Raw genomic sequence first — 17,690 nt, 5'->3', positions numbered from 1 at the left:
CGGGGAGGACAGGACCGAACACGACGCAGGGTCAGCCGCGTCCGCCGCGACGGCGCCGGTGCGGCAGTGCCTCGCGCACCAAGGGCACCATGGCGGCCAGGGCGGTCGGCCGCTGCCACTCGGCACGGACCCGGGCCCGCCGTTCGAGATCGAGCTGCACGAGCACCTGCTCCACCGCCGCCAGCACCGACCCCCTCAGCAGCCACAGCCCGACCCAGCTCTCCGGCCGGCTGGTCAGCAGTTCGGCGAGGATGGCCCGCGTCTCGCGCAGGATCTCCAGGCTCTCGGCGAGGGCCACCTCGGCCCGGTCGACATCGCCGCCCGCCTCCGCGTTGACCAAGCGCCCGTAGGCCCGAAGGCAGTCACCGATGTCGCTGAGCACGACGGAGAAGGCCAGCCGGGCGTCCTCGTCGAACGCGTGGCTCGGCACCCTCACCTCGGCCGGCGGTTCAGCGTCGTGTCGTTCGGAGTCGGGACCACCCTGGTCACCCGTCATCGGCAGCTCGGCGAGGATCACGGTGAACAGCGCGCGGATGGCGAGCAAACTGGCCTCGAGCCGGTCGAGGCCCTCACGCAGCCCCGGCTCGACATCCGTGCTGGCCAGGGCCCTCGGGTTGAGCCGACGGCCCTCCTTGACCAGGGTGACGGCGTTGGACGCCTCGGCGACCTGGCCGGACACCCGCCTGGTCTCGTCGGACCAGCGGGCGACCTCCTCGTGCTCGAGCCGCTCGGCGACCATCGAACGGGAGGCGCGGTCCAAGCAGTCGGCGATGGCGTAGGCGACCCTCAGCACCGCTGTCCCGGCCCGAGTGCTCGGGACAGCACTGGGCAGCACGAAGTTGAACAGGACCCCCACGCCGGCGCCCACCAGGGTCAGGGTCACCCGGGCCTCCGCGGCCACGTCGGGTGAACTGACAGCCAGTATGAGCATGGCGCTGATCGGCACCTCCAGCGCCTGCTCCCCCAGCCGGAATACCTTGGCCAGCAGCAGGGAGGCCGCGATGACGGCGGCCAGGCTCCACCAGGACAGCCCGGCCACCGCGGAGAAGCCCACCGCGACCAGCACCCCGGTGAGCACGGCACCCACGCGCAGCAGTCCCATCCGCACCGTCGAGTAGGCCGAGGCCTGGACCACGAGCAGCGCGGTGAGCGACGCGGTGAGGTCCAGCGCGATCCCCGTCACCTGCCGCGCGATCAGCCAGGCGATCACAGCGGCCGACGTCAGCCGCAACACCTCGGTCAGGGTCGGACGCAGCCGGCCGGGGACGTCCGGCCACCGGGTCGGGTGGCCCGGCCAAAGCACATCCACCAACCGGGCCCGGCGCCCTCGCCACCCGTTCGCCTCGGCCACGGTCCCGAGCGTGGCACGACCGCGCGCCGGCGGCGACAGGACGGCCGCACGGACGCGCCGAGCATTGCATCCTAGGCTGGCCGGATGACCCGCCTCGTCGTCCCGGATGTCCGGTACCAGGACTCCTACCTGGCGGCCACCGACGAGTTCGCTGTGGCCGGGGAGCAACGCGACGGCGACGGCGACCTGGCCCAGCCCGCCGAGGACGGCTACGAGGGATTCGAGTTCACCCGCGAGGGCCTGGAGGACCCCGCCGAGTTCACCCGGTTCGTGGCGCAGCGACGGCGGGCCGCCGACGAGGACGCACCGCGGAGATCCGGCTGGACCGCCTGCACCTTCCGCTGGATCGTCGACGACACCGACTGGTATGTCGGGTCGTTGGCCCTGCGCCACGAGCTGACCGACTTCCTCCTGCGCGAAGGTGGCCACGTCGGCTACAGCGTCCGTCCGACGGCCCGCCGACGCGGCCATGCCCGGGAGGCCCTTCGCCTGGCCCTCCCCATCGCCCGCGACGAGCTCGGTCTCGACCGGGTGCTCCTGACCTGCCTGGAGTCCAACGAGGCCTCGCGACGCGCCATCGAGCGGAACGGCGGCGTCTACGAGGACTCGCGCAACGGCACCCGCCGCTACTGGATCGGGCTGTGAACGTCGACCCGCACCCCGTCACGGGCGAGCGGTTCGAGTCGCCGGTCCCCCCGGGGAGCGGCTGGCCGGGCGACCCGGCCTCGGCCGCGACGCCGGTGGCCCGCAACGCGTCCCAGACCGACGCGCTCGCGTGCACCTCCCCCGATGTGGCTGAGCTCGATGCCCGGGTCTCGGTCTGTCGTGCGTGTCCGCGGCTGGTCGAGTGGCGCGAAAGCGTTGCGACCCAAGGCCGGCGGGCGTCGTTCGCCGACCAGCCCTACTGGGGCAGGCCCGGACCGGGCTTCGGCGACCCCGCCGCGCAGGTGCTCGTCGTCGGGCTGGCCCCGGCGGCCAACGGCACCAACCGCACCGGCCGCATGTTCACCGGCGACCGGTCCGGCGACTGGCTGTATGCCGCGTTGCACCGCGCCGGGTACGCCAGCCAGCCGCAGTCCTGGGCGAGCGGCGACGGGCTGGTGCTGCACGGCATACGGATCATCGCGGCGGTGCGGTGCGCCCCGCCGGCCAACAAGCCGACCCCGACGGAGCGGGAGGCTTGCGCGCACTGGCTGGACCGCGACCTCGAGCTGGCGGCACCGAGTCTGCGGTCGATGCTGGCGCTGGGGTCGATCGCCTGGGACGCGACACTCGGCAGTGCGCGACGGCTGGGCTGGGAGGTGCCCCGGCCCAAGCCGCGGTTCGGCCACGGGGCCGAGGCAGTCCTGGGCGCGCCAGGGGGGCGGGACGTCCGGCTGGTCGGCAGCTACCACGTGAGCCAGCAGAACACCTTCACCGGCAAGCTCACCGAGGCAATGCTCGACGCGGCGATCGCGCGGCTGGGACCGATGCCGTGATGGTGCTGCTCGCGGCGCCCCACCTCCGCTTCCACCGGTCGTTCGTGGCGGCCGTCGACGAGTTCCGCGCCCATGGACAGTCCGCGCACGACGGCGTCGTCAACTGGCCGGCCGAGGGCGACTTCCCGGGTGTCGTGTTCACCCGCGAGGGGCTGGACGACCCCGCCGAGTTCGCCCGGCTGGTGGCCAACCGGATCGGCGATGCCGAGTCGACCAGCCAGCGGCCACCCGGCTGGACGACCGCGACCTACTGGTGGATGGAGGACCCCGACCTTGCCGACGAGTTCGTCGGCTCGATCTCGCTACGGCACAACATCGACCACCCGACGCTGGCCACCGTCGGCGGGCACGTCGGCTACTCGGTGCGACCCGGCGCCCGACGGCGCGGGTTCGCCAGCGACGCGCTGCGGCAGGTCGTGCCGCTGGCGGCGGCACGCGGCATACCGAGGCTGCTCGTGACCTGCGACCTCGACAACGTGGCGTCCGCGCGGACCATCGAGGCGAACGGCGGCGTCTTCGAGGGCGAGCTCCGCGGCAAGCGGCGCTACTGGATCGCCACCTGACCGCGACGCCTAGGGTGATGGGCATGGCTACCTCGCGCGCCCTCGTCGTCCCCCGCAACGGTGACTCCTCGGTCCTCGAGGTCCAGGAGACCGAGGTGGGGCCGCCGGGCGACGGCGAGGTGCAGGTCGAGGTCGAGGCGGTCGGCGTCAACTTCATCGACGTCTACCAGCGACAGGGGGTCTACCCGATCCCGACCCCGTTCGTCTCGTGCTCCGAGGGGTCCGGCACCGTGACCGTCGTCGGACCGGGGGTGGACGACCTAGATGTCGGCGACCGGGTCGCCTGGGGTTCGGGGCTGGGAGCCGGTGGCTCGGTGGTCAACCGGGCAGCCGACACCCTGGTGCCCGTCCCCGACGGGGTTGAGCTGGACGTGGCGGCCGCGGCGATGCTCCAGGGCATGACCGCGCACTACCTCGTCAACTCGACGTATGCCGTGGGGCCGGGGACAGTGGCGCTCGTGCACGCCGCGGCGGGGGGCGTGGGGCAGCTGCTCGTGCAGATGGTCACCGCCAAGGGTGGCCGCGTGATCGCGACCGCGGGTTCTGAGGACAAGCTCGAGATCGCCCGGGGCCTGGGGGCGGAGACGGTGATCAACTACCGGGAGTCCGAAGACCTCGCTGCCGAAGTGCGGGCAGCCAATGGTGGCAACGGAGTCGACGTGGCCTACGACGGCGTCGGCAAGGCAACCTTCGACGCCTCGCTCGCGTCGCTGCGACCCCGCGGGGTGATGGTGCTCTTCGGTGGCGCGAGTGGACAGGTGCCACCGTTCGACATCCAGCGGCTCAACACCGGCGGGTCGCTCTTCCTGACCCGACCGACCCTCGGCAGCTACACCGCGACCCGCGAGGAGCTGCTGGAGCGCGGCACCTCGGTCCTGGGCGACATCGCGGCCGGACGGCTCGCCATCGAGATCGGCGGACGCTACCCGCTGACCGGCGCCGCCACGGCCTACGACGACCTCGAAGCCCGCCGCACCACCGGCAAGCTGCTGCTCCTGCCCTGAGCCGCGGCCCGTTCTCCCACTCGACCCGTGCCGACGTCGGCCGTGCAAGGCAGGATGTGCGCATGGCTCCCGCCGCGCCCGCCGTGCCGTGGGTGCTGCACGTCGACCTCGACCAGTTCCTCGCCGCTGTCGAGATCCTGCGGCACCCCGAGCTGGCTGGCGTGCCGCTGATCGTCGGTGGTCGGGGCGACCCCACCGAGCGAGCCGTCGTGTCGACCGCGTCCTACGAGGCGCGTGAGTTCGGGGTCCGGTCCGGCATGCCGTTGAAGGTCGCGGTGCGCCGGTGCCCCGACGCGGTGCTGCTGCCGGTCGACTTCCCGGTCTACGAGGAGGCGTCCGCCCGCGTCATGGAGGTGCTGAGGGGTATGCCGGGCGCGGTCGTGGAGGTGCTCGGCTGGGACGAGGCCTTCGTGGGCGTGACCACCGACGACCCGGTGGCCTGTGCGCAGTCGATCCGGGCGGCGGTGCTCGAGGCCACCGACCTGCACTGTTCGGTGGGGATCGGCGACACCAAGGTGCGGGCCAAGATCGCCACCGACTTCGGCAAGCCCCGGGGCGTCTTCGAGCTGACCCGCGACAACTGGTTCGAGGTGATGGGCGACCGGCCGACGATCGCGTTGTGGGGCGTGGGCTCGAAGATCTCGCAGCGACTGGCGTCCCACGGCTACCACACGGTGCGCGACCTCGCCGAGGCCGACGACGCGACCCTGGCGGCCGAGTTCGGGCCGACCATGGGCCCGCACTACGGCCGCCTCGGGCGGGGGGTGAGCTCCGCGACGGTCGACGACACCCCGTGGATCGCCCGGGCCCACGGACGTGAGACGACCTACCAGGCCAACCTCGTCGAGCCGCAGGAGGTCGCCGCGGCCATCCACTCCTTGGCCGAGCAGGTCGTCGAGGACATCCGCCGCGAGGAGCGGGCCTGCCAGCGCGTCTTCCTCAAGGTGCGCTTCGCGCCGTTCTTCACCACCAACCGGGTGCGCAAGCTGGCCGAGCCGACCTTCGATGCCGACGTCATCGCCGAGACGGCGCTCGCTCTGCTGCACGCGCTCGAGGACGACCGGCCGATCCGGCTGCTCGGGGTCCGGGCCGAGATGGTGCCGCCCGAGGGTGGCTACGTCGACCCGCGGACCACCGGACGTGGGGGGCCGAGCGCCAGGGCAGCGGGCACGGGCGGCGGCGCGGAGGACACCACGCCAGGCGCCGCTGCGGACACCGCGCCAGGAGGCTGACCGGTCAGTTCCAGAGAGCGGCGACCGCGACGTTCAGCACGCCCAGCGCACCCGACGCCATCACGAGACCACGGTTGAGCGGCGCGCCACGCTTGGCCCGCCCCCGGGCGATCTCGATGCACGCTGCCGCCGCGATGGCGACGACCAGCTTGACCCCGATCTTGGGGTGGTTGAGGTCCTTGTCGAGCGACGTGACCGCCTCGGCCAGAGCCACCAGCACCAGACCGGTCAGGACCTGGGCTCGGGCACCGATCGACATCAGCTCGACGGTGTCCAGACCCTTGCGCGCGTAGGCCGCCCAGCCGCCGACCAGCGCGGCCATGCCCAGCAGGTGGAGCACGACGACCAGGTTGTAGACGAAGTCCATGACGCCACCCTAGCCCGCTGCTTTCGACGCGACTGCGAGGGATCGCCTGGGCCGGCCCGGCCTGGTCCTCAGAGCAGGCGACGGCCCATCGCCCACGCGGTCAGCTCGTGACGCGACGACAGCTGGAGCTTGCGCAGCACCGAGGACACATGCGTCTCAACGGTTTTCACCGAGATGAACAGCTCCTTGGCGACTTCCTTGTACTGGTAGCCGCGCGCGATGAGCCGCATGACCTCGCGCTCGCGGGCCGAGAGCCGGTCGAGCTCCTCGTCGACCTGGGCCACCTCGCCGGCCGCCGCGCCGAACGCGTCGAGGACGAAGCCGGCGAGCCGCGGAGAGAAGACCGCGTCGCCGTCGGCAACCCGCTGGATCGCCCGGGTCAGGTCGGTCGCACTGATGGTCTTGGTGACGTAACCGCGCGCCCCCGCCCGGATCACGGCGATGACGTCCTCGGCCGCATCGGACACCGACAGCGCGAGGAAGCGCACCGGCTGGCCGTCCGCGGTCTCCAGGCCCTTGCAGCCGTGCAGCACGTCGATCCCACCGTTGCCGTTGCCGCCGGGCAGGTGCACGTCGAGCAGCACGACCGGCGGCTTGGTCTGGCGGATCACCGCGATGGCGGAGTCCACGTCGGGTGCCTCACCCACGATCGAGACCGTGGTGCCGAGCTCGGCCCTGACCCCCGAGCGGAACATGCGGTGGTCGTCGACGAGGACGACCTCGACCGGCTTCTTCTCAGGCGTGTTCACGGGTCTCCTCCGAGACTGGATGGGCGTTCTCTGGGTCGGGCTGGGGCTGTGGGGCGCGTTGGGCCGGCGGCAGGCTCAGGCTGACCTCGGTGCCGTGCTCGAGACGACGGACCTTCGCGGCGCCTCCGTGCCGCTCCATCCGCCCGAGGATCGACTGACGGACTCCGAGCCGGTCCTCGGGGATCTCGCTGACCTCGAACCCCGGCCCGTGGTCGCGGACGAAGGCCTCCACCCCCGAGGGTCCGACCTCGAGGTAGAGCGAGACGGGTGGGGCGCCGTGGCGAACCGCGTTGTGCAGGGACTCGCGGACGGCACGGACGAGGGCCTGGCCGCCGTCGTCCAGCGGCCGATCCCCCGTCGACACCACCTCGATGGGGGTGCCGTGCAGGTCCTCGACCTCGTGGGCGGCCTCGACCACCGCGGTGGCGAGGGTGGCATCGGAGCTGGCGGGACCGGCATACAGCCAGGAGCGGAGCTCACGCTCCTGGGCGCGGGCGAGCTGGGTCACGGCGCCGGCGTCGCCGGCCTTGCGCTGGATGAGAGCCAGGGTCTGCAGCACCGAGTCGTGGAGGTGGGCCGCGATGTCGGCGCGCTCGGTCGCGCGGGCGAGCTCGGCCTGTTCGTGGCGCAGGTCGGACCAGAAGCGCAGGGCCCAGGGGGCGGAGATGAGGGCGACGCCGGCAAGGACCGCGAGGACCGCCGCGCCGATGTCCCAGATGGCCGCGAGGGAACGGCCGCGAGTGGCCATGATGACGAGTCCGGTGAGCGCCAGGACCCCGCCGAACGCGAGGCGGGCAACGCTGAATCGCCTTGTCCCCGTTTCGGATCCGAGCCAACGCCCGCGCTGGGAGTCGTCGAGCTGCGACCACGCGAGGACGGCGCCGGCGGCCACGACCAGGAGGGGGACGAGGATGCCGAGGCGCGCGTTGAGACCGGCGTTCTGGGCGACCACGACGAGGCCGATGCCGAGCATCAACCCGCCCACGAGCAGCACCCGGGTCGCGTCCCGCTCGCCGGCGCCCGTGACCGGTTCGGGTTGGGTGTGGCCGGAAGCCGCGACTGCTGCGGCATCGGCCGGGTCGACGGCGCGACGACCGGCGCGGACCATCCCACCCCGGGACTGTGGCGTGAGGGCCCACAGGAAGATGTAGGCCACGAGCCCGGCTCCGGTGGGGATCGAGATCAGCACGAACCCCAGGCGGATCCACCGCACCGGCCAGCCCAGGTGCTGGGCCAGTCCGGCCGACACACCGGCGATCACCTTGCCCTCGACGGGTCGCGTGAGGGTCGGGCGAGCGGCACGGCGCTCTGCGGCCCTTGCCTCCGCTGGGGGGACGGGCCGCTCGTAGGGAGTCGGCATGTCCTCATCCTGACGCACGAACTCGTGGATGCCGAGCAGATTCAGGGTGTGCGGACCCTGCTTCAGGGTCCGTTCAGGGTCGACCCTCATGGCAGGGCCCCTGTTGCGCGGACACCATGGATGACATGACGCAGACCTCTGGGCCGACCGCTGGCCCGACGAACCCCACCCACGCCTCCGGCCTCGACCGGTTCTTCGGCTGGATCCGCTCCGTGGACCTTCGCCGGGACGCCGACGACAAGTGGCTGGCCGGCGTGTGCTCCGGCATCGCAACCCGCCTCGGTGTGGACCCGATCGTGATCCGGGCAGCCCTCGTGCTCCTGGTCATCCTCGGTGGCGTCGGCATCACCATCTACCTCATCGCCTGGGCCTTCCTGCCCAACAACCGCGACGAGATCGTGGCCGAGAAGGCGCTGCGCGACGGCGACGTGCTCGGGATCATCCTGCTCGTCATCATCGGGCTGTCCCTGGTCGGTGGCACCGGCCTCGCCGGGGACACCCCCGGGCTCGGCTGGATCTGGTGGGTGGTGGTCCCGATCGGCCTCGTCGTCTGGCTGGTGACCCGCAACCGCGATGGCAAGGCCAGATCGCAGACGCCGTACGGGCCGAACCCCTACGCACCCGCAGGCACCTGGGGCGCCGAGGGCGGGTACCCCCAGACCACTGCCACCGCGAGCGCCGCCCCCGCGACCTTCAGCCCAGAGACCCAGGAGTATGCCGCCGTGCCCCCGACCACCTACGCCCCCGCGCCTGCGGACACCCCTCCCGGGGGCAGCTACTTCCCGCCGCCCACCCCGGCAGCCCCCCGGCCGCCACGCCCGCCCAAGGTGCCCCGTCGTCGCAGCGGTGGCTTCGTGTCGGTGCTGCTCGTCGGCGGCCTGGCCCTCGCGGCCTACGGCGCGACGCTGTCGATCCACCGGGCAGCCGACTGGGCCGGAAGCGACGAGACGGTGGCCCTCGCTGCCGCTCTCGGAGTCCTTGGCGCCGGCACGCTGGCGCTCGGCCTGCTGGGCCGACGGGCTGGCTTCACCGGATTCCTGGCCATCGTGCTCGCCCTCGTCACCTGGACCGCCTCGGTCGTGCCTGACGTCACCTTGGGCGGAGGCGTCGGCGAGCGTACCTGGCGTCCGTCGGCCAGCGACAGCGCGGCTTCCTACCGCCTGGGCATCGGGTCGGCGGCGCTCGACCTCGCCGGCGCCCAGGACAACCCGGGCACGGCCCGCGAGATCGAAGCCCGCGTGGGCATCGGCGAACTGAGGATCTACATCCCCTCGAACCTCACCGTCGAGGTCCGCAGCTCGGTCGCCGCCGGCGACATCTCCCGCATCGACAGCCCCGACCTCGGACCCATCGCGCGGCCCGGGATCGGCACCGATGGCGACCCCGTCACGCTGGACGGCCGCGACGGCCGCAACATCAGCACGGTCGAGACCTTCGGTGTGGGGAACCCCGACGTCATCGTGGACGCCCACGTCGGGCTCGGCCAGATCCTGATCGGCAAGGAGTGACCGCCATGAGCAACCCCGAAGCACCCCAGGACGACACGACACAGGTGGAGCAGCCAGTGCAGACCGACACGACCCAGACCGACACGACCCAGACCGAGCAGACCGACCAGCTCGACACCACCGACGCCACCCGCGCCATCGAGGTCGACGACGCGCAGCAGCCCGCCCACCAGGCCGCCGACGAGGCGCCGTGGCCCCCGACCGTCCCGGAACGGCCGAGCGGCCCGCACGCGCCAGCCATCGTGCTGGGGCTGGTCTGCCTCGCCGTGGCCGGCATCGTGCTGGCCCAGGAGGTCGGGAGCCTGAACGTCGACTGGGGTGACATCGGCCCGCTCGGGATCGTGGCGACCGGTGCCCTGCTCGTGCTGTTCGGGCTCGCGGGTCTGCTCAGCTCACGCCGCAAGTCCTCCTGAGCCGGGGTCCGTCAGGAGGCAAGCCAGCGCTTCATGTGCGGCGCGAACGAGCGGCTCAGGTGGTAGTGGTCGAGCTCGTCGCGCCGCACCCAGCGCACCGCCTCCGTCGAACCACCCACGTCGTGGACGACGGGGTCGGTCGGCTGCGGGCACCACGCGGCATACACGATCCGCACGGCGTGGAAGTCCTCGAGGCGCCCGCTGGGCGCCCGGCCGATCCAGTGCGAGGTGTGCGCCTCGAGCAGGCGGACTGCCTCGACCTCCTGGCCGCTCTCCTCCCACACCTCGCGGTGGAGGGCTGCCACCGGCGGCTCGCCGGGGTCGAGCCCGCCGCCGGGCAGGGTCCACCGCCCCGGGGCGGAGGTGAGGGCGGACAGCTCGGTGAGCAGGACGCCGCGGTCGCTCGTGACGACGCCGTATGCCGCGGCGCGCTGGTAGGGGCGCGCCTCCTCTCCCGGTTCGAGCACCAGGCCCGGGTCGGTGGGCACCGGGCTGTCGACACTCGCCACTGCGGAGGAGGCGGTGACGGTGTAGCTGAAGACGAGGGCACCGTCGGCGTCACGCTCGGCGCCGCGCAGCCGGGGGCGTGACCAGCCGAGGCGAGCCAGCTCACGGACGGGGTCGGCACCGTGTCCGAGGACGAACTCGGCGACCGGCCGCTCTCCTGCTGCCGTGGCCCGGACGACCACCGCTTCGTTGCTGGACGGTGGCTCGTTGCCGCGAGGGGGGATCTCGGTCACGGGGCACCTGCCCGGCGGTACTCGTCCTCGGCCAGGGCGGCGACCGACGGCCAGTCCTGGGCCGGCGCGACGGTGCGGTTGGTCTCGGTGATGCCCGCGAGCAGTTCGGGCTCGGTGAGCAGCCTGGCCAGTCCCCGGGCGAGGGCGTCGTCATCTGCCCCGAGCAGTCCGTTGACACCGTCGACGACGAAGTCCCCGACACCGGTGTCGCGCCGCGCGACGACCGGCAGCCCGGCGGTTCGCGCCTCGAGGGCGGCGATGCCGAAGGCCTCGAGGCGGGCGGGAGTCAGGTAGATGTCGCTGTCCCAGTAGCGCTCGCGCAGCTGGTCACGCCCCACGCGGCCCGGCATCGTGACCCAGTCGGTCATGTCGTGGTGGGCGGCGAAGCGTTCGAGCCGGCCGCGCTCGGGCCCCTCGCCGAACAGCGTGAGGCGCATCGGCGGAACGGAGCCGCCTCCGCCCGCCGCAGTGACGAGCTCCTTGGCCCGGGCCGCGACCTCGAGGACGGCCAGGGGGCGCTTGCGCGCGGCGAACCGCATGGCCGCCACCACCTCGATGGGGGCGTCGGCCGCGCGGGCAGCGCGCGGTGGCGGCGCCCACGCACTCGTGTCGATGCCGTTGGGGAACACCCGCACCTCGTTGGCCCGACCGACCACCCGCTGCACGGACGCAGCCGCGACACCGGAGACCGCGGAGAGGGCCGCACCCCGGCCGCCCCACCGCCGGGCGTGGCCCAAGGCGCGGAAGACAGGCTGCGAACGCTCCATCAGGCAGTGCCAGGTGATCGCGGTCGGCATCCCCAGCCCCAGCGCGACCCCGGCCAGATCGGTGGCGAACGGGCTCACCACCCCCATGTGGACATGGGCCACGTCGAACCCACCGGCCTGCAGCCGTCGCCGCACCTCGGGCGGTGCGAACGGGTTGACGGGCAGCTCCCACGGCAGCCGAATGGCCATCCGGTGCACCGGCACGTCGTCGACGTCCTCGACGAAACCGTGCCGCTGGCCGTGCTCACCGACCGTCGCCGTGAAGACCTCGACCTCGTGCCCGCGGTCGCGCAGCTGGGCCGCGAGGTCGTGGGTCTGGACCTCGATCCCGCCCAGCCTGGGCAGGTAACAGTCCGTCAGCAGGGCCACCTTCACGGACCTGAGCCTGCCATGCGTCAGGATGGCCCGTGATGACCCACACCCGGAGCCACACGCTCGTGGCCTTCCACGCCCACCCCGACGACGAGGCACTGCTCACCTCGGGCACCTTGGCGCGGGCGGCTGCGGAGGGACACCGAGTGGTCGTCGTCGTGGCCACGGACGGCGCCCTCGGGCTCGCCGCCGACACCTTCGTTGCCGACGGCGGGTTGGCTGCGCGCCGACTCGAAGAGCTGCGCCGCTCGGCCTCGGCGCTGGGGGTCGCCCGCGTGGTCTACCTCGGCTACGCCGACAGCGGCATGGGTCCCGAGCTGCTCCCCGACCCGCCTGAGCGGGTCCGTTTCATCCAGGCGCCGCTCGAGGAGGCCGCCTCCCGGCTGGCCGAGGTGCTCCGCGAGGAGGACGCCTCGGTGCTGACCACCTACGACCGCAACGGCGGCTACGGACACCGCGACCACGTCCGCGTGCACGAGGTCGGCGAGCGGGCGGCATACCTCGCGGGCACGCCACGCGTGCTCGAGGCGACGGTCCCGCGTGACACGATCGCGCGCGCCGTCCGCCTCGCGGCCAAGGTCTACCGATTCCCGCCGGACTTCGACCTGGCGGCGTTCACCCGTGCGTTCAGCGCCCGGTCCGCGATCACGCACCGCATCGACGTGCGCCGGTATGCCGTGGCGAAGCGGGCTTCGATGCGCGCCCACGCCTCCCAGTCGAGCGCGGAGGGCGGGGCGGACCGGACGCTGGCGGCGTTCCTGCGGATCCCGCGGCCGCTCTATGACCTGGTGTTCGGGCGCGAGTGGTTCATCGACCCGGCCCGACCTGCCGGGCTGCCGATGTCGCACGACATCTTCGAGGGGCTGTCGTGACGAGCGAGCCGGTGGAAGCCCGCAGTGACGCGGCAGCCAAGCCCCGCAAGCCCCGGTCGCGGGTGCGAACGGTCGTGCAGGCGGGGGTCGGCCTGGCCCTGGCCGCGCTGCTGCTGGTCTACGTCCTGCCGCGCCTGGCCAAGACCAACTGGTCCGACGTGTGGGCGGTCCTGTCGGAGGTGCCGCCGACGACGTTCGCCCTGCTGCTCGCCGGGGTGATCGTCGGGCTCTACTGCTACACGTTCACCCTCACTGGTTCGTTGCCCGGCCTGAAGCACTGGCAGGCGCTCATCGTCAACGTCGCCGGCTCCTCGGTCGGCAACCTGCTGCCGGGCGGCGGCGCGGCCGGTCTGGCGGCGACCTACACGATCTGCCGCTCGTGGGGCTTCTCGCGACGCGACATCTCGACGTCCGCCATCGTCACCGGCGTCTGGAACGTCCTGTCCCGCGTGGCGCTGCCGCTGATCGCGATCTTCGCGTTGTTCGCCGGGCGCGACGCCGACGTGCCGCGCGCGCTGGGCGACGCCGCCCTGGCGGGGGGCCTGACCGGTGGCGCGATCCTGGCGGTGTTCGTGTCGATCCTGGCCTCGGAGCGCGCCGCCATCGCGATCGGGCAGGGCATCGACAAGGTCATCGGCCGGCTCTGGCGACGCCGCACGATGAGCGTGAAGTCGCTCGTCATCGACCTGCGCCTGCGGATCAACGACGTGGTGCGCACCGGATGGCTCAGCATGACGCTGGGGCTCGTCGGCTTCTTCGGCGTCTACTACCTCCTGTTCCTGGTCTGCATGCACACGACGCACGTCGACCTCTTCTACGGTCAGCTCTTCGCCGCCTATGCCATCGGCCGGCTGCTCACGGCAGTCGGCCTGACCCCTGGCGGCCTCGGGATCACCGAGAGCGGCACCGTTGCGGCCCTCGTGGCCTGGGGCGCCCACCCCGCCGATGCTCTCGCCGGCGTGGTCCTCTTCTCGTGCTTCACTCACCTCATGGAGATCCCGCTGGGGGCCATCGGGTGGGCGGCCTGGACGGTCAGCCCGAAGAGCACGCACGTCGAGGACTCGGCTGCCGGGTCTGCCGCCGCGGACAAGGTCGGGGATGGTGCCGGTGGCTGACGAGGGTGGGCCGGTGGATGACGAGGGTGGGCCGGTGGACGACGAGTCTGCCCGCCGGGGAGCCGACGTGAGCAAGGCCAACGACGCCGGCGAGCGCGCCGACTACCACGTGCGCATGCAGAAGCAACGGCGGGCCCGCGAATCGGCCAAGGCGCAGGTGCTGCTCGACGAGTTCGTCCGCACCGCCCGCGACCGGGGCCTGGCCACCACTGAGCTGTCGGCGCGCACCTGGCGCGGTCCCCGCCGCTACAGCACAGGGGTGCGTGGCTGGTACCTCCGCATCGACCGCTCGATCGCCGTCGACTCCGACGGCCGCTACTACGTGCTGCTGGTGCCCCCACGCCCGCTGGCCCGGTTCCGCGGCGTCGAGGTCGACCCGAGCGACCCACCCCTGCAGGTGGGCGAGGGCGCTCGCGACGGCGAGTCGATCGCGCTGTCCGAGCTGATCCGGCTGCGGCTCGAGGCCGGCGACGACTTCTCGTCCTGACCGGGCTCGGGCCGCATGCCGCGCCTCCCCTCCCGACTTGTTGCCACCCGGTGGTCACGGGACCCCCGTTTGGCGGGTCGGCTGACGACCTCCCGGCAACACGTCGCAGAGGCCTCAGACTTGTTGCCACCTGGTGGTCACGGAGGGCCGGTTTGGGGGGTCCGGTGACGACCTGCCGGCAACACGTCGCAGCTGGAAGGGTGCCCGATCAGCGCTTGACGAGCCTTCGGACCTGTCGGTTGCGTGCCTCGTCGGCGATGACGTCGTCCTGGGCCTGCGGCTCGAAGGGGCGGCCGGTCGCCTGCTCGGCGGCGAGCCCGATCAACGCGTCGGCGAAGACCGGGTTGGCGGGCAGGATCGGTCCGTGCAGGTAGGAGCCGAACACGTTGGCCGTCCGTGCACCTTCCGTGCCGTCGGTGCCGTTGTTGCCGAACCCGGATCGCACCGTCCCGAACGGCGCCTGCCCCGCACCGAGAGTCGTCGACCCTGAGTGGTTCTCGTAGCCCACGACGTCACCGAACTCGGTCGTCAGCACGACCGGCCCGATCATCCGCTTGGCATTGCCCTGCGTGGTGACGTCGAGGATGCCCAGCCCGGGCAGCCGCTTGCCGTCGACGGTGATGAACGCGTTCCCGAGCAGCTGGTACATCCCGCAGATCATCAGCATCGGCGTCCCGGCATCGGCGAGCGCTCGCAGCCGAGAGGTGATCTGCTCGAGGTCCGCCTCGACCCGCACCTGACCGGAGTCCTGACCACCGCCTCCGACCACGAGATGGGCGACCTCGGGGAACTCGCCGCCCGGGTGGTGCTGGTGCACGACGGGGCTGTACCCGTGGCGTCGGATCCGCGCCGCCAGCGTCCGTGTGTTGCCGAGGTCGCCGTAGATGCTCATCTCGCGCGGATAGAGGTGCACCACGTGGATCGCGCCCTTGCCCGCACGGTCGGCGTCCGGCACCCGCGCCGAACCCGCCGGCTCGCCGGGGATGTGCACGTCCTGCGGGTATGCCGCGGAGTCCCCCGAGGTGGTCATGACGCCTCCTCGCCGATGTCGGGCAGGTCGTAGCGGGAGGCCAGGGTGCGGCGCAGCGCCATCATCGCGGTGTAGGTGCAGAAGATCCGCTTGGGCCCGTCGGGGTGCCTGGCGAGGAACACGTCGAGCGCTCCGTCGAGGTCGGGCTCCACGCCCGCCACGGGCACGTCGTCGTACTGCAGCCGCAGCGCCATGTCGTAGCCACGCACGCCGCTGGTGATCGTGACGCCGCGGGTCCGCAGGCTCTCGAAGCTCACGTCATAGAGCCAGGACACGTCGCGACCGTCGGCGTAGTTGTCGTTGATCGCGATCATCGTCGCGACCGGGGTCGAGCCGTAGGTGCCGAGCGCCACCGTGAAGCCGGCCGGGTTCTTGACCAGGACCAGCTCGAGGGGCTGGCCGTCGACCATGACGACCTCGCCGCGACCGAACGGTGGCGTCACCGCCCGCAACGCCTCGGCCGCAACGGCAGGGTCGAAGGCGTCGCGGAGCAGCATCCGGGCCGTCGCCGTGGCAGCCGTGGCGTTGATCATCGCCGCCAGCCCGCGCTGCTGGAGCTCCAGCGGCCCGACGCTGCCGTGGCCAGCACCCCCTGCGCCGCCAGCACCGAACACGACCTCGAAAGTGCGTTCGTCCGAGGGTTTGAGCAGCCCGTCCTGCGGCCCGGCCACCGGCGCCACGAAGTCGTCGTCGAACCGGACGTCCTGCTCCTGCAGCTCCGGCAGCCGGTCGGCGATCGACGCGTCGACCCCGAAGTAGTGCACCGCCACCCCGTCGGCCACCCGGTCACGGATCCGTGAGACGAACGAGTCGTCGAGGTTGAGCACCACCCCCACCGTGGCCTGCTCGGCGAGCGACGCGAGCAGCTTGGCGGTGTGGTCGATCTCGGCGAAGCGGTCGAGCTGGTCACGAGCGACGTTGAGCAGCAAGGCATGGGTCGGCCGGACGGCGGCAGCGAACTTCAGCGCGTGCGCCTCGTCGAGCTCGAGCACCGCCATGTCGGCCTTGAGCCGGCCGCGGACGGGCAGCTCGCCGAGCATCGAGGAGATCACCCCGCGGGTGAAGTTCGAGCCGGTCGGGTTGGTGAAGACGGTGCGTCCGTGGGCACGCAGCACCGCGACGAGCATCTTCGTGGTCGTGGTCTTGCCGTTGGTGCCGGTGACGACGACGATCCCGCCGGGCACACCGGCCAGAGCGTGCGCGAGGAACCCGGGGTCGATCCGCTCGGCCACCAGGCCCGGGAGCGCCGAGCCACCGCCGCGCAGGCGGGAAGCCGCCCGCGCCGCCTTGCCCGCGACCACCGCCGCCGTAGTCCTCAGCACGCCCCAAACCCTAACCGCCCGCGGCGCGGCCGCGAGCACGCGGCATACCCAGGGCTTTGAGGTATGCCGCGCGGCAGGTCACGTCCGCGCCGTCGCCTTGGCGTTCAGGAGCCCATCGTGGTCATCGCGGGCGCGGGAACGGTGAGGCCGGGGAGCGCGTCGGGGGCGGTGAGGACGAGGACGCCCAGGGTGAGGAGGACGAGGGCTGTGCCGTAGGTGGCGGTGCGGCGCCACGGCAGGATCTTCTCGACGGCGATGAACCCGGCGACGATCGCCATCCAGGTCACGCTCATGACGCCCAACGCGAAGAGCGACGCCATCAGGGCCCAGCAGCAGCCGACGCACCACGCGCCGTTCTTTGCTCCCATGCGCAGCGCCCCCGACCAGCCGCCGCGCCAGGAGCCGAGGAGGGTGCCGAGCGGGCTGCGGCACTTGCCGAGGCAGACGTTCTTGAGCGGGGTGAGCTCGTAGCCCGCCGCGACGATCAGCATGGCTCCCGCGACGAAGCGCCCGGCGTGATCCCACGCCAGCTCGCCCCCGGCGGCCCGGCTTGCCGCCATCCCGATGAGGAAGGCGACGACGCCGGCACCGAGCCAGGTCAGGAGGTAGCCGGTCGTGAAGACGAGGGGCTTGAGCCGCGACTTCCCGCTCATGCGGGCGTAGAGCGCGATCGTCGGGGCGACCGACGGGAACATCATCGCCGCCATCATGACCACCCAGACGCCGAGGAACCAGCCGAAGGTGCCGAGGCCGGTCCAGGGGCCGTTGTCCATGCCGCTCATCTGCTGGACCGTCCACCACCAGGCGGCGCCGGCGAGGGCGAAGAGGACGACGACCAACCCCCAGTGGGTGCGGCTGGCCGCGAGCGCTGGACGGAGGTCACCGCGGGTGGAGGTGGCCGCCGAGGCGGCGAATGTCGCGGAGGCTGCCGGTGTCGCCGACCCGAAGTCGGTCATGCGC

General features: G+C 72.4%; 19 protein-coding genes. 10 read left to right on the top strand and 9 right to left on the bottom strand.

From position 1 onward, the window contains the following. Positions 1 to 31: 31 nt before the first annotated feature. Entirely contained in the window at positions 32 to 1,351 is a 1,320-nt protein-coding gene (locus AC1DYG_RS11570; RefSeq protein WP_477640007.1) for an FUSC family protein, read from the bottom strand. 84 nt (positions 1,352 to 1,435) lie between these two features. Between AC1DYG_RS11570 and AC1DYG_RS11565 the strand changes: the two genes are divergently transcribed. The 5 genes from AC1DYG_RS11565 to AC1DYG_RS11545 all read left to right on the top strand — a co-directional run bounded on the left by AC1DYG_RS11565 (position 1,436) and on the right by AC1DYG_RS11545 (position 5,628). After that, complete coding sequence (locus AC1DYG_RS11565) at positions 1,436 to 1,996, top strand: GNAT family N-acetyltransferase (protein WP_477640006.1); 561 nt, start codon at positions 1,436 to 1,438, stop codon at positions 1,994 to 1,996. Then, positions 1,993 to 2,829: a uracil-DNA glycosylase gene (locus tag AC1DYG_RS11560; protein WP_477640005.1), complete on the top strand. Its 837-nt coding sequence runs from the start codon at positions 1,993 to 1,995 to the stop codon at positions 2,827 to 2,829. Before AC1DYG_RS11565 ends, AC1DYG_RS11560 begins: the two co-directional genes overlap by 4 nt. Further along, positions 2,829 to 3,392: a GNAT family N-acetyltransferase gene (locus tag AC1DYG_RS11555; protein WP_477640004.1), complete on the top strand. Its 564-nt coding sequence runs from the start codon at positions 2,829 to 2,831 to the stop codon at positions 3,390 to 3,392. Before AC1DYG_RS11560 ends, AC1DYG_RS11555 begins: the two co-directional genes overlap by 1 nt. 23 nt (positions 3,393 to 3,415) lie before the next feature. Then, positions 3,416 to 4,396, top strand: coding sequence for a quinone oxidoreductase family protein (locus AC1DYG_RS11550; RefSeq protein WP_477640003.1), 981 nt, complete (start codon positions 3,416 to 3,418; stop codon positions 4,394 to 4,396). Positions 4,397 to 4,458: 62 nt separating this feature from the next. Continuing rightward, positions 4,459 to 5,628, top strand: a complete 1,170-nt coding sequence (locus tag AC1DYG_RS11545) for a DNA polymerase IV (protein WP_477640002.1) — start codon at positions 4,459 to 4,461, stop codon at positions 5,626 to 5,628. A 4-nt stretch (positions 5,629 to 5,632) separates the two neighbouring features. Here the strand turns inward: AC1DYG_RS11545 and AC1DYG_RS11540 are convergent, their stop codons facing one another. The 3 genes from AC1DYG_RS11540 to AC1DYG_RS11530 form a co-directional block, all read right to left on the bottom strand. Further along, positions 5,633 to 5,995 carry a hypothetical protein gene (locus AC1DYG_RS11540; protein ID WP_477640001.1) on the bottom strand — a complete coding sequence of 121 codons (363 nt, stop codon included), beginning with the start codon at positions 5,993 to 5,995 and terminating at the stop codon, positions 5,633 to 5,635. Positions 5,996 to 6,063: 68 nt separating this feature from the next. Beyond that, positions 6,064 to 6,744, bottom strand: a complete 681-nt coding sequence (locus AC1DYG_RS11535; protein WP_477614803.1) for a LuxR C-terminal-related transcriptional regulator — start codon at positions 6,742 to 6,744, stop codon at positions 6,064 to 6,066. Then, positions 6,731 to 8,194 (bottom strand): ATP-binding protein, encoded by a 1,464-nt coding sequence (locus AC1DYG_RS11530; RefSeq protein ID WP_477640000.1) that lies wholly within the window; start codon positions 8,192 to 8,194, stop codon positions 6,731 to 6,733. The genes AC1DYG_RS11535 and AC1DYG_RS11530 overlap by 14 nt, the downstream gene beginning before the upstream one ends. A 35-nt stretch (positions 8,195 to 8,229) precedes the next feature. On the opposite strand from AC1DYG_RS11530, the gene AC1DYG_RS11525 reads away from it, so the two are divergent. Then, complete coding sequence (locus AC1DYG_RS11525) at positions 8,230 to 9,612, top strand: PspC domain-containing protein (protein ID WP_477639999.1); 1,383 nt, start codon at positions 8,230 to 8,232, stop codon at positions 9,610 to 9,612. Positions 9,613 to 9,617: 5 nt separating this feature from the next. Further along, the gene (locus tag AC1DYG_RS11520) at positions 9,618 to 10,025 is read left to right on the top strand and encodes a hypothetical protein (RefSeq protein ID WP_477639998.1); all 408 of its coding nucleotides are present in this window, start codon (positions 9,618 to 9,620) and stop codon (positions 10,023 to 10,025) included. A gap of 11 nt (positions 10,026 to 10,036) precedes the next feature. Here AC1DYG_RS11520 and AC1DYG_RS11515 read toward each other — a convergent pair whose 3' ends face one another. Together AC1DYG_RS11515 and AC1DYG_RS11510 are read right to left on the bottom strand one after the other, a co-directional pair. Continuing rightward, positions 10,037 to 10,765: an NUDIX hydrolase gene (locus AC1DYG_RS11515; protein ID WP_477639997.1), complete on the bottom strand. Its 729-nt coding sequence runs from the start codon at positions 10,763 to 10,765 to the stop codon at positions 10,037 to 10,039. Next, positions 10,762 to 11,907 (bottom strand): glycosyltransferase family 4 protein, encoded by a 1,146-nt coding sequence (locus tag AC1DYG_RS11510; protein ID WP_477639996.1) that lies wholly within the window; start codon positions 11,905 to 11,907, stop codon positions 10,762 to 10,764. Before AC1DYG_RS11510 ends, AC1DYG_RS11515 begins: the two co-directional genes overlap by 4 nt. A 35-nt stretch (positions 11,908 to 11,942) precedes the next feature. Here AC1DYG_RS11510 and AC1DYG_RS11505 point away from each other — a divergent pair, with 35 nt between their 5' ends. Genes AC1DYG_RS11505 through AC1DYG_RS11495 form a run of 3 tightly spaced genes read left to right on the top strand, consistent with a single transcriptional unit; the run spans position 11,943 to position 14,378 of the window. Next, positions 11,943 to 12,776, top strand: coding sequence for a PIG-L deacetylase family protein (locus AC1DYG_RS11505; RefSeq protein WP_477639995.1), 834 nt, complete (start codon positions 11,943 to 11,945; stop codon positions 12,774 to 12,776). Further along, positions 12,773 to 13,891, top strand: a complete 1,119-nt coding sequence (locus AC1DYG_RS11500) for a lysylphosphatidylglycerol synthase transmembrane domain-containing protein (RefSeq protein ID WP_477639994.1) — start codon at positions 12,773 to 12,775, stop codon at positions 13,889 to 13,891. Before AC1DYG_RS11505 ends, AC1DYG_RS11500 begins: the two co-directional genes overlap by 4 nt. Continuing rightward, the gene (locus AC1DYG_RS11495) at positions 13,884 to 14,378 is read left to right on the top strand and encodes a hypothetical protein (RefSeq protein ID WP_477639993.1); all 495 of its coding nucleotides are present in this window, start codon (positions 13,884 to 13,886) and stop codon (positions 14,376 to 14,378) included. The genes AC1DYG_RS11500 and AC1DYG_RS11495 overlap by 8 nt, the downstream gene beginning before the upstream one ends. Positions 14,379 to 14,586: 208 nt before the next feature. Here the strand turns inward: AC1DYG_RS11495 and AC1DYG_RS11490 are convergent, their stop codons facing one another. The 3 genes from AC1DYG_RS11490 to AC1DYG_RS11480 form a co-directional block, all read right to left on the bottom strand. Then, positions 14,587 to 15,408 (bottom strand): type 1 glutamine amidotransferase, encoded by an 822-nt coding sequence (locus tag AC1DYG_RS11490; RefSeq protein ID WP_477639992.1) that lies wholly within the window; start codon positions 15,406 to 15,408, stop codon positions 14,587 to 14,589. Then, positions 15,405 to 16,730, bottom strand: a complete 1,326-nt coding sequence (locus AC1DYG_RS11485; protein WP_477639991.1) for a DUF1727 domain-containing protein — start codon at positions 16,728 to 16,730, stop codon at positions 15,405 to 15,407. The genes AC1DYG_RS11490 and AC1DYG_RS11485 overlap by 4 nt, the downstream gene beginning before the upstream one ends. A gap of 104 nt (positions 16,731 to 16,834) precedes the next feature. Further along, entirely contained in the window at positions 16,835 to 17,686 is an 852-nt protein-coding gene (locus tag AC1DYG_RS11480; RefSeq protein WP_477639990.1) for a DUF2182 domain-containing protein, read from the bottom strand. Positions 17,687 to 17,690: the final 4 nt, after the last annotated feature.

The organism is Pedococcus sp. P1_H8 (assembly GCF_056405175.1).
This window is presented reverse-complemented; position numbering and strand designations above follow the sequence as displayed.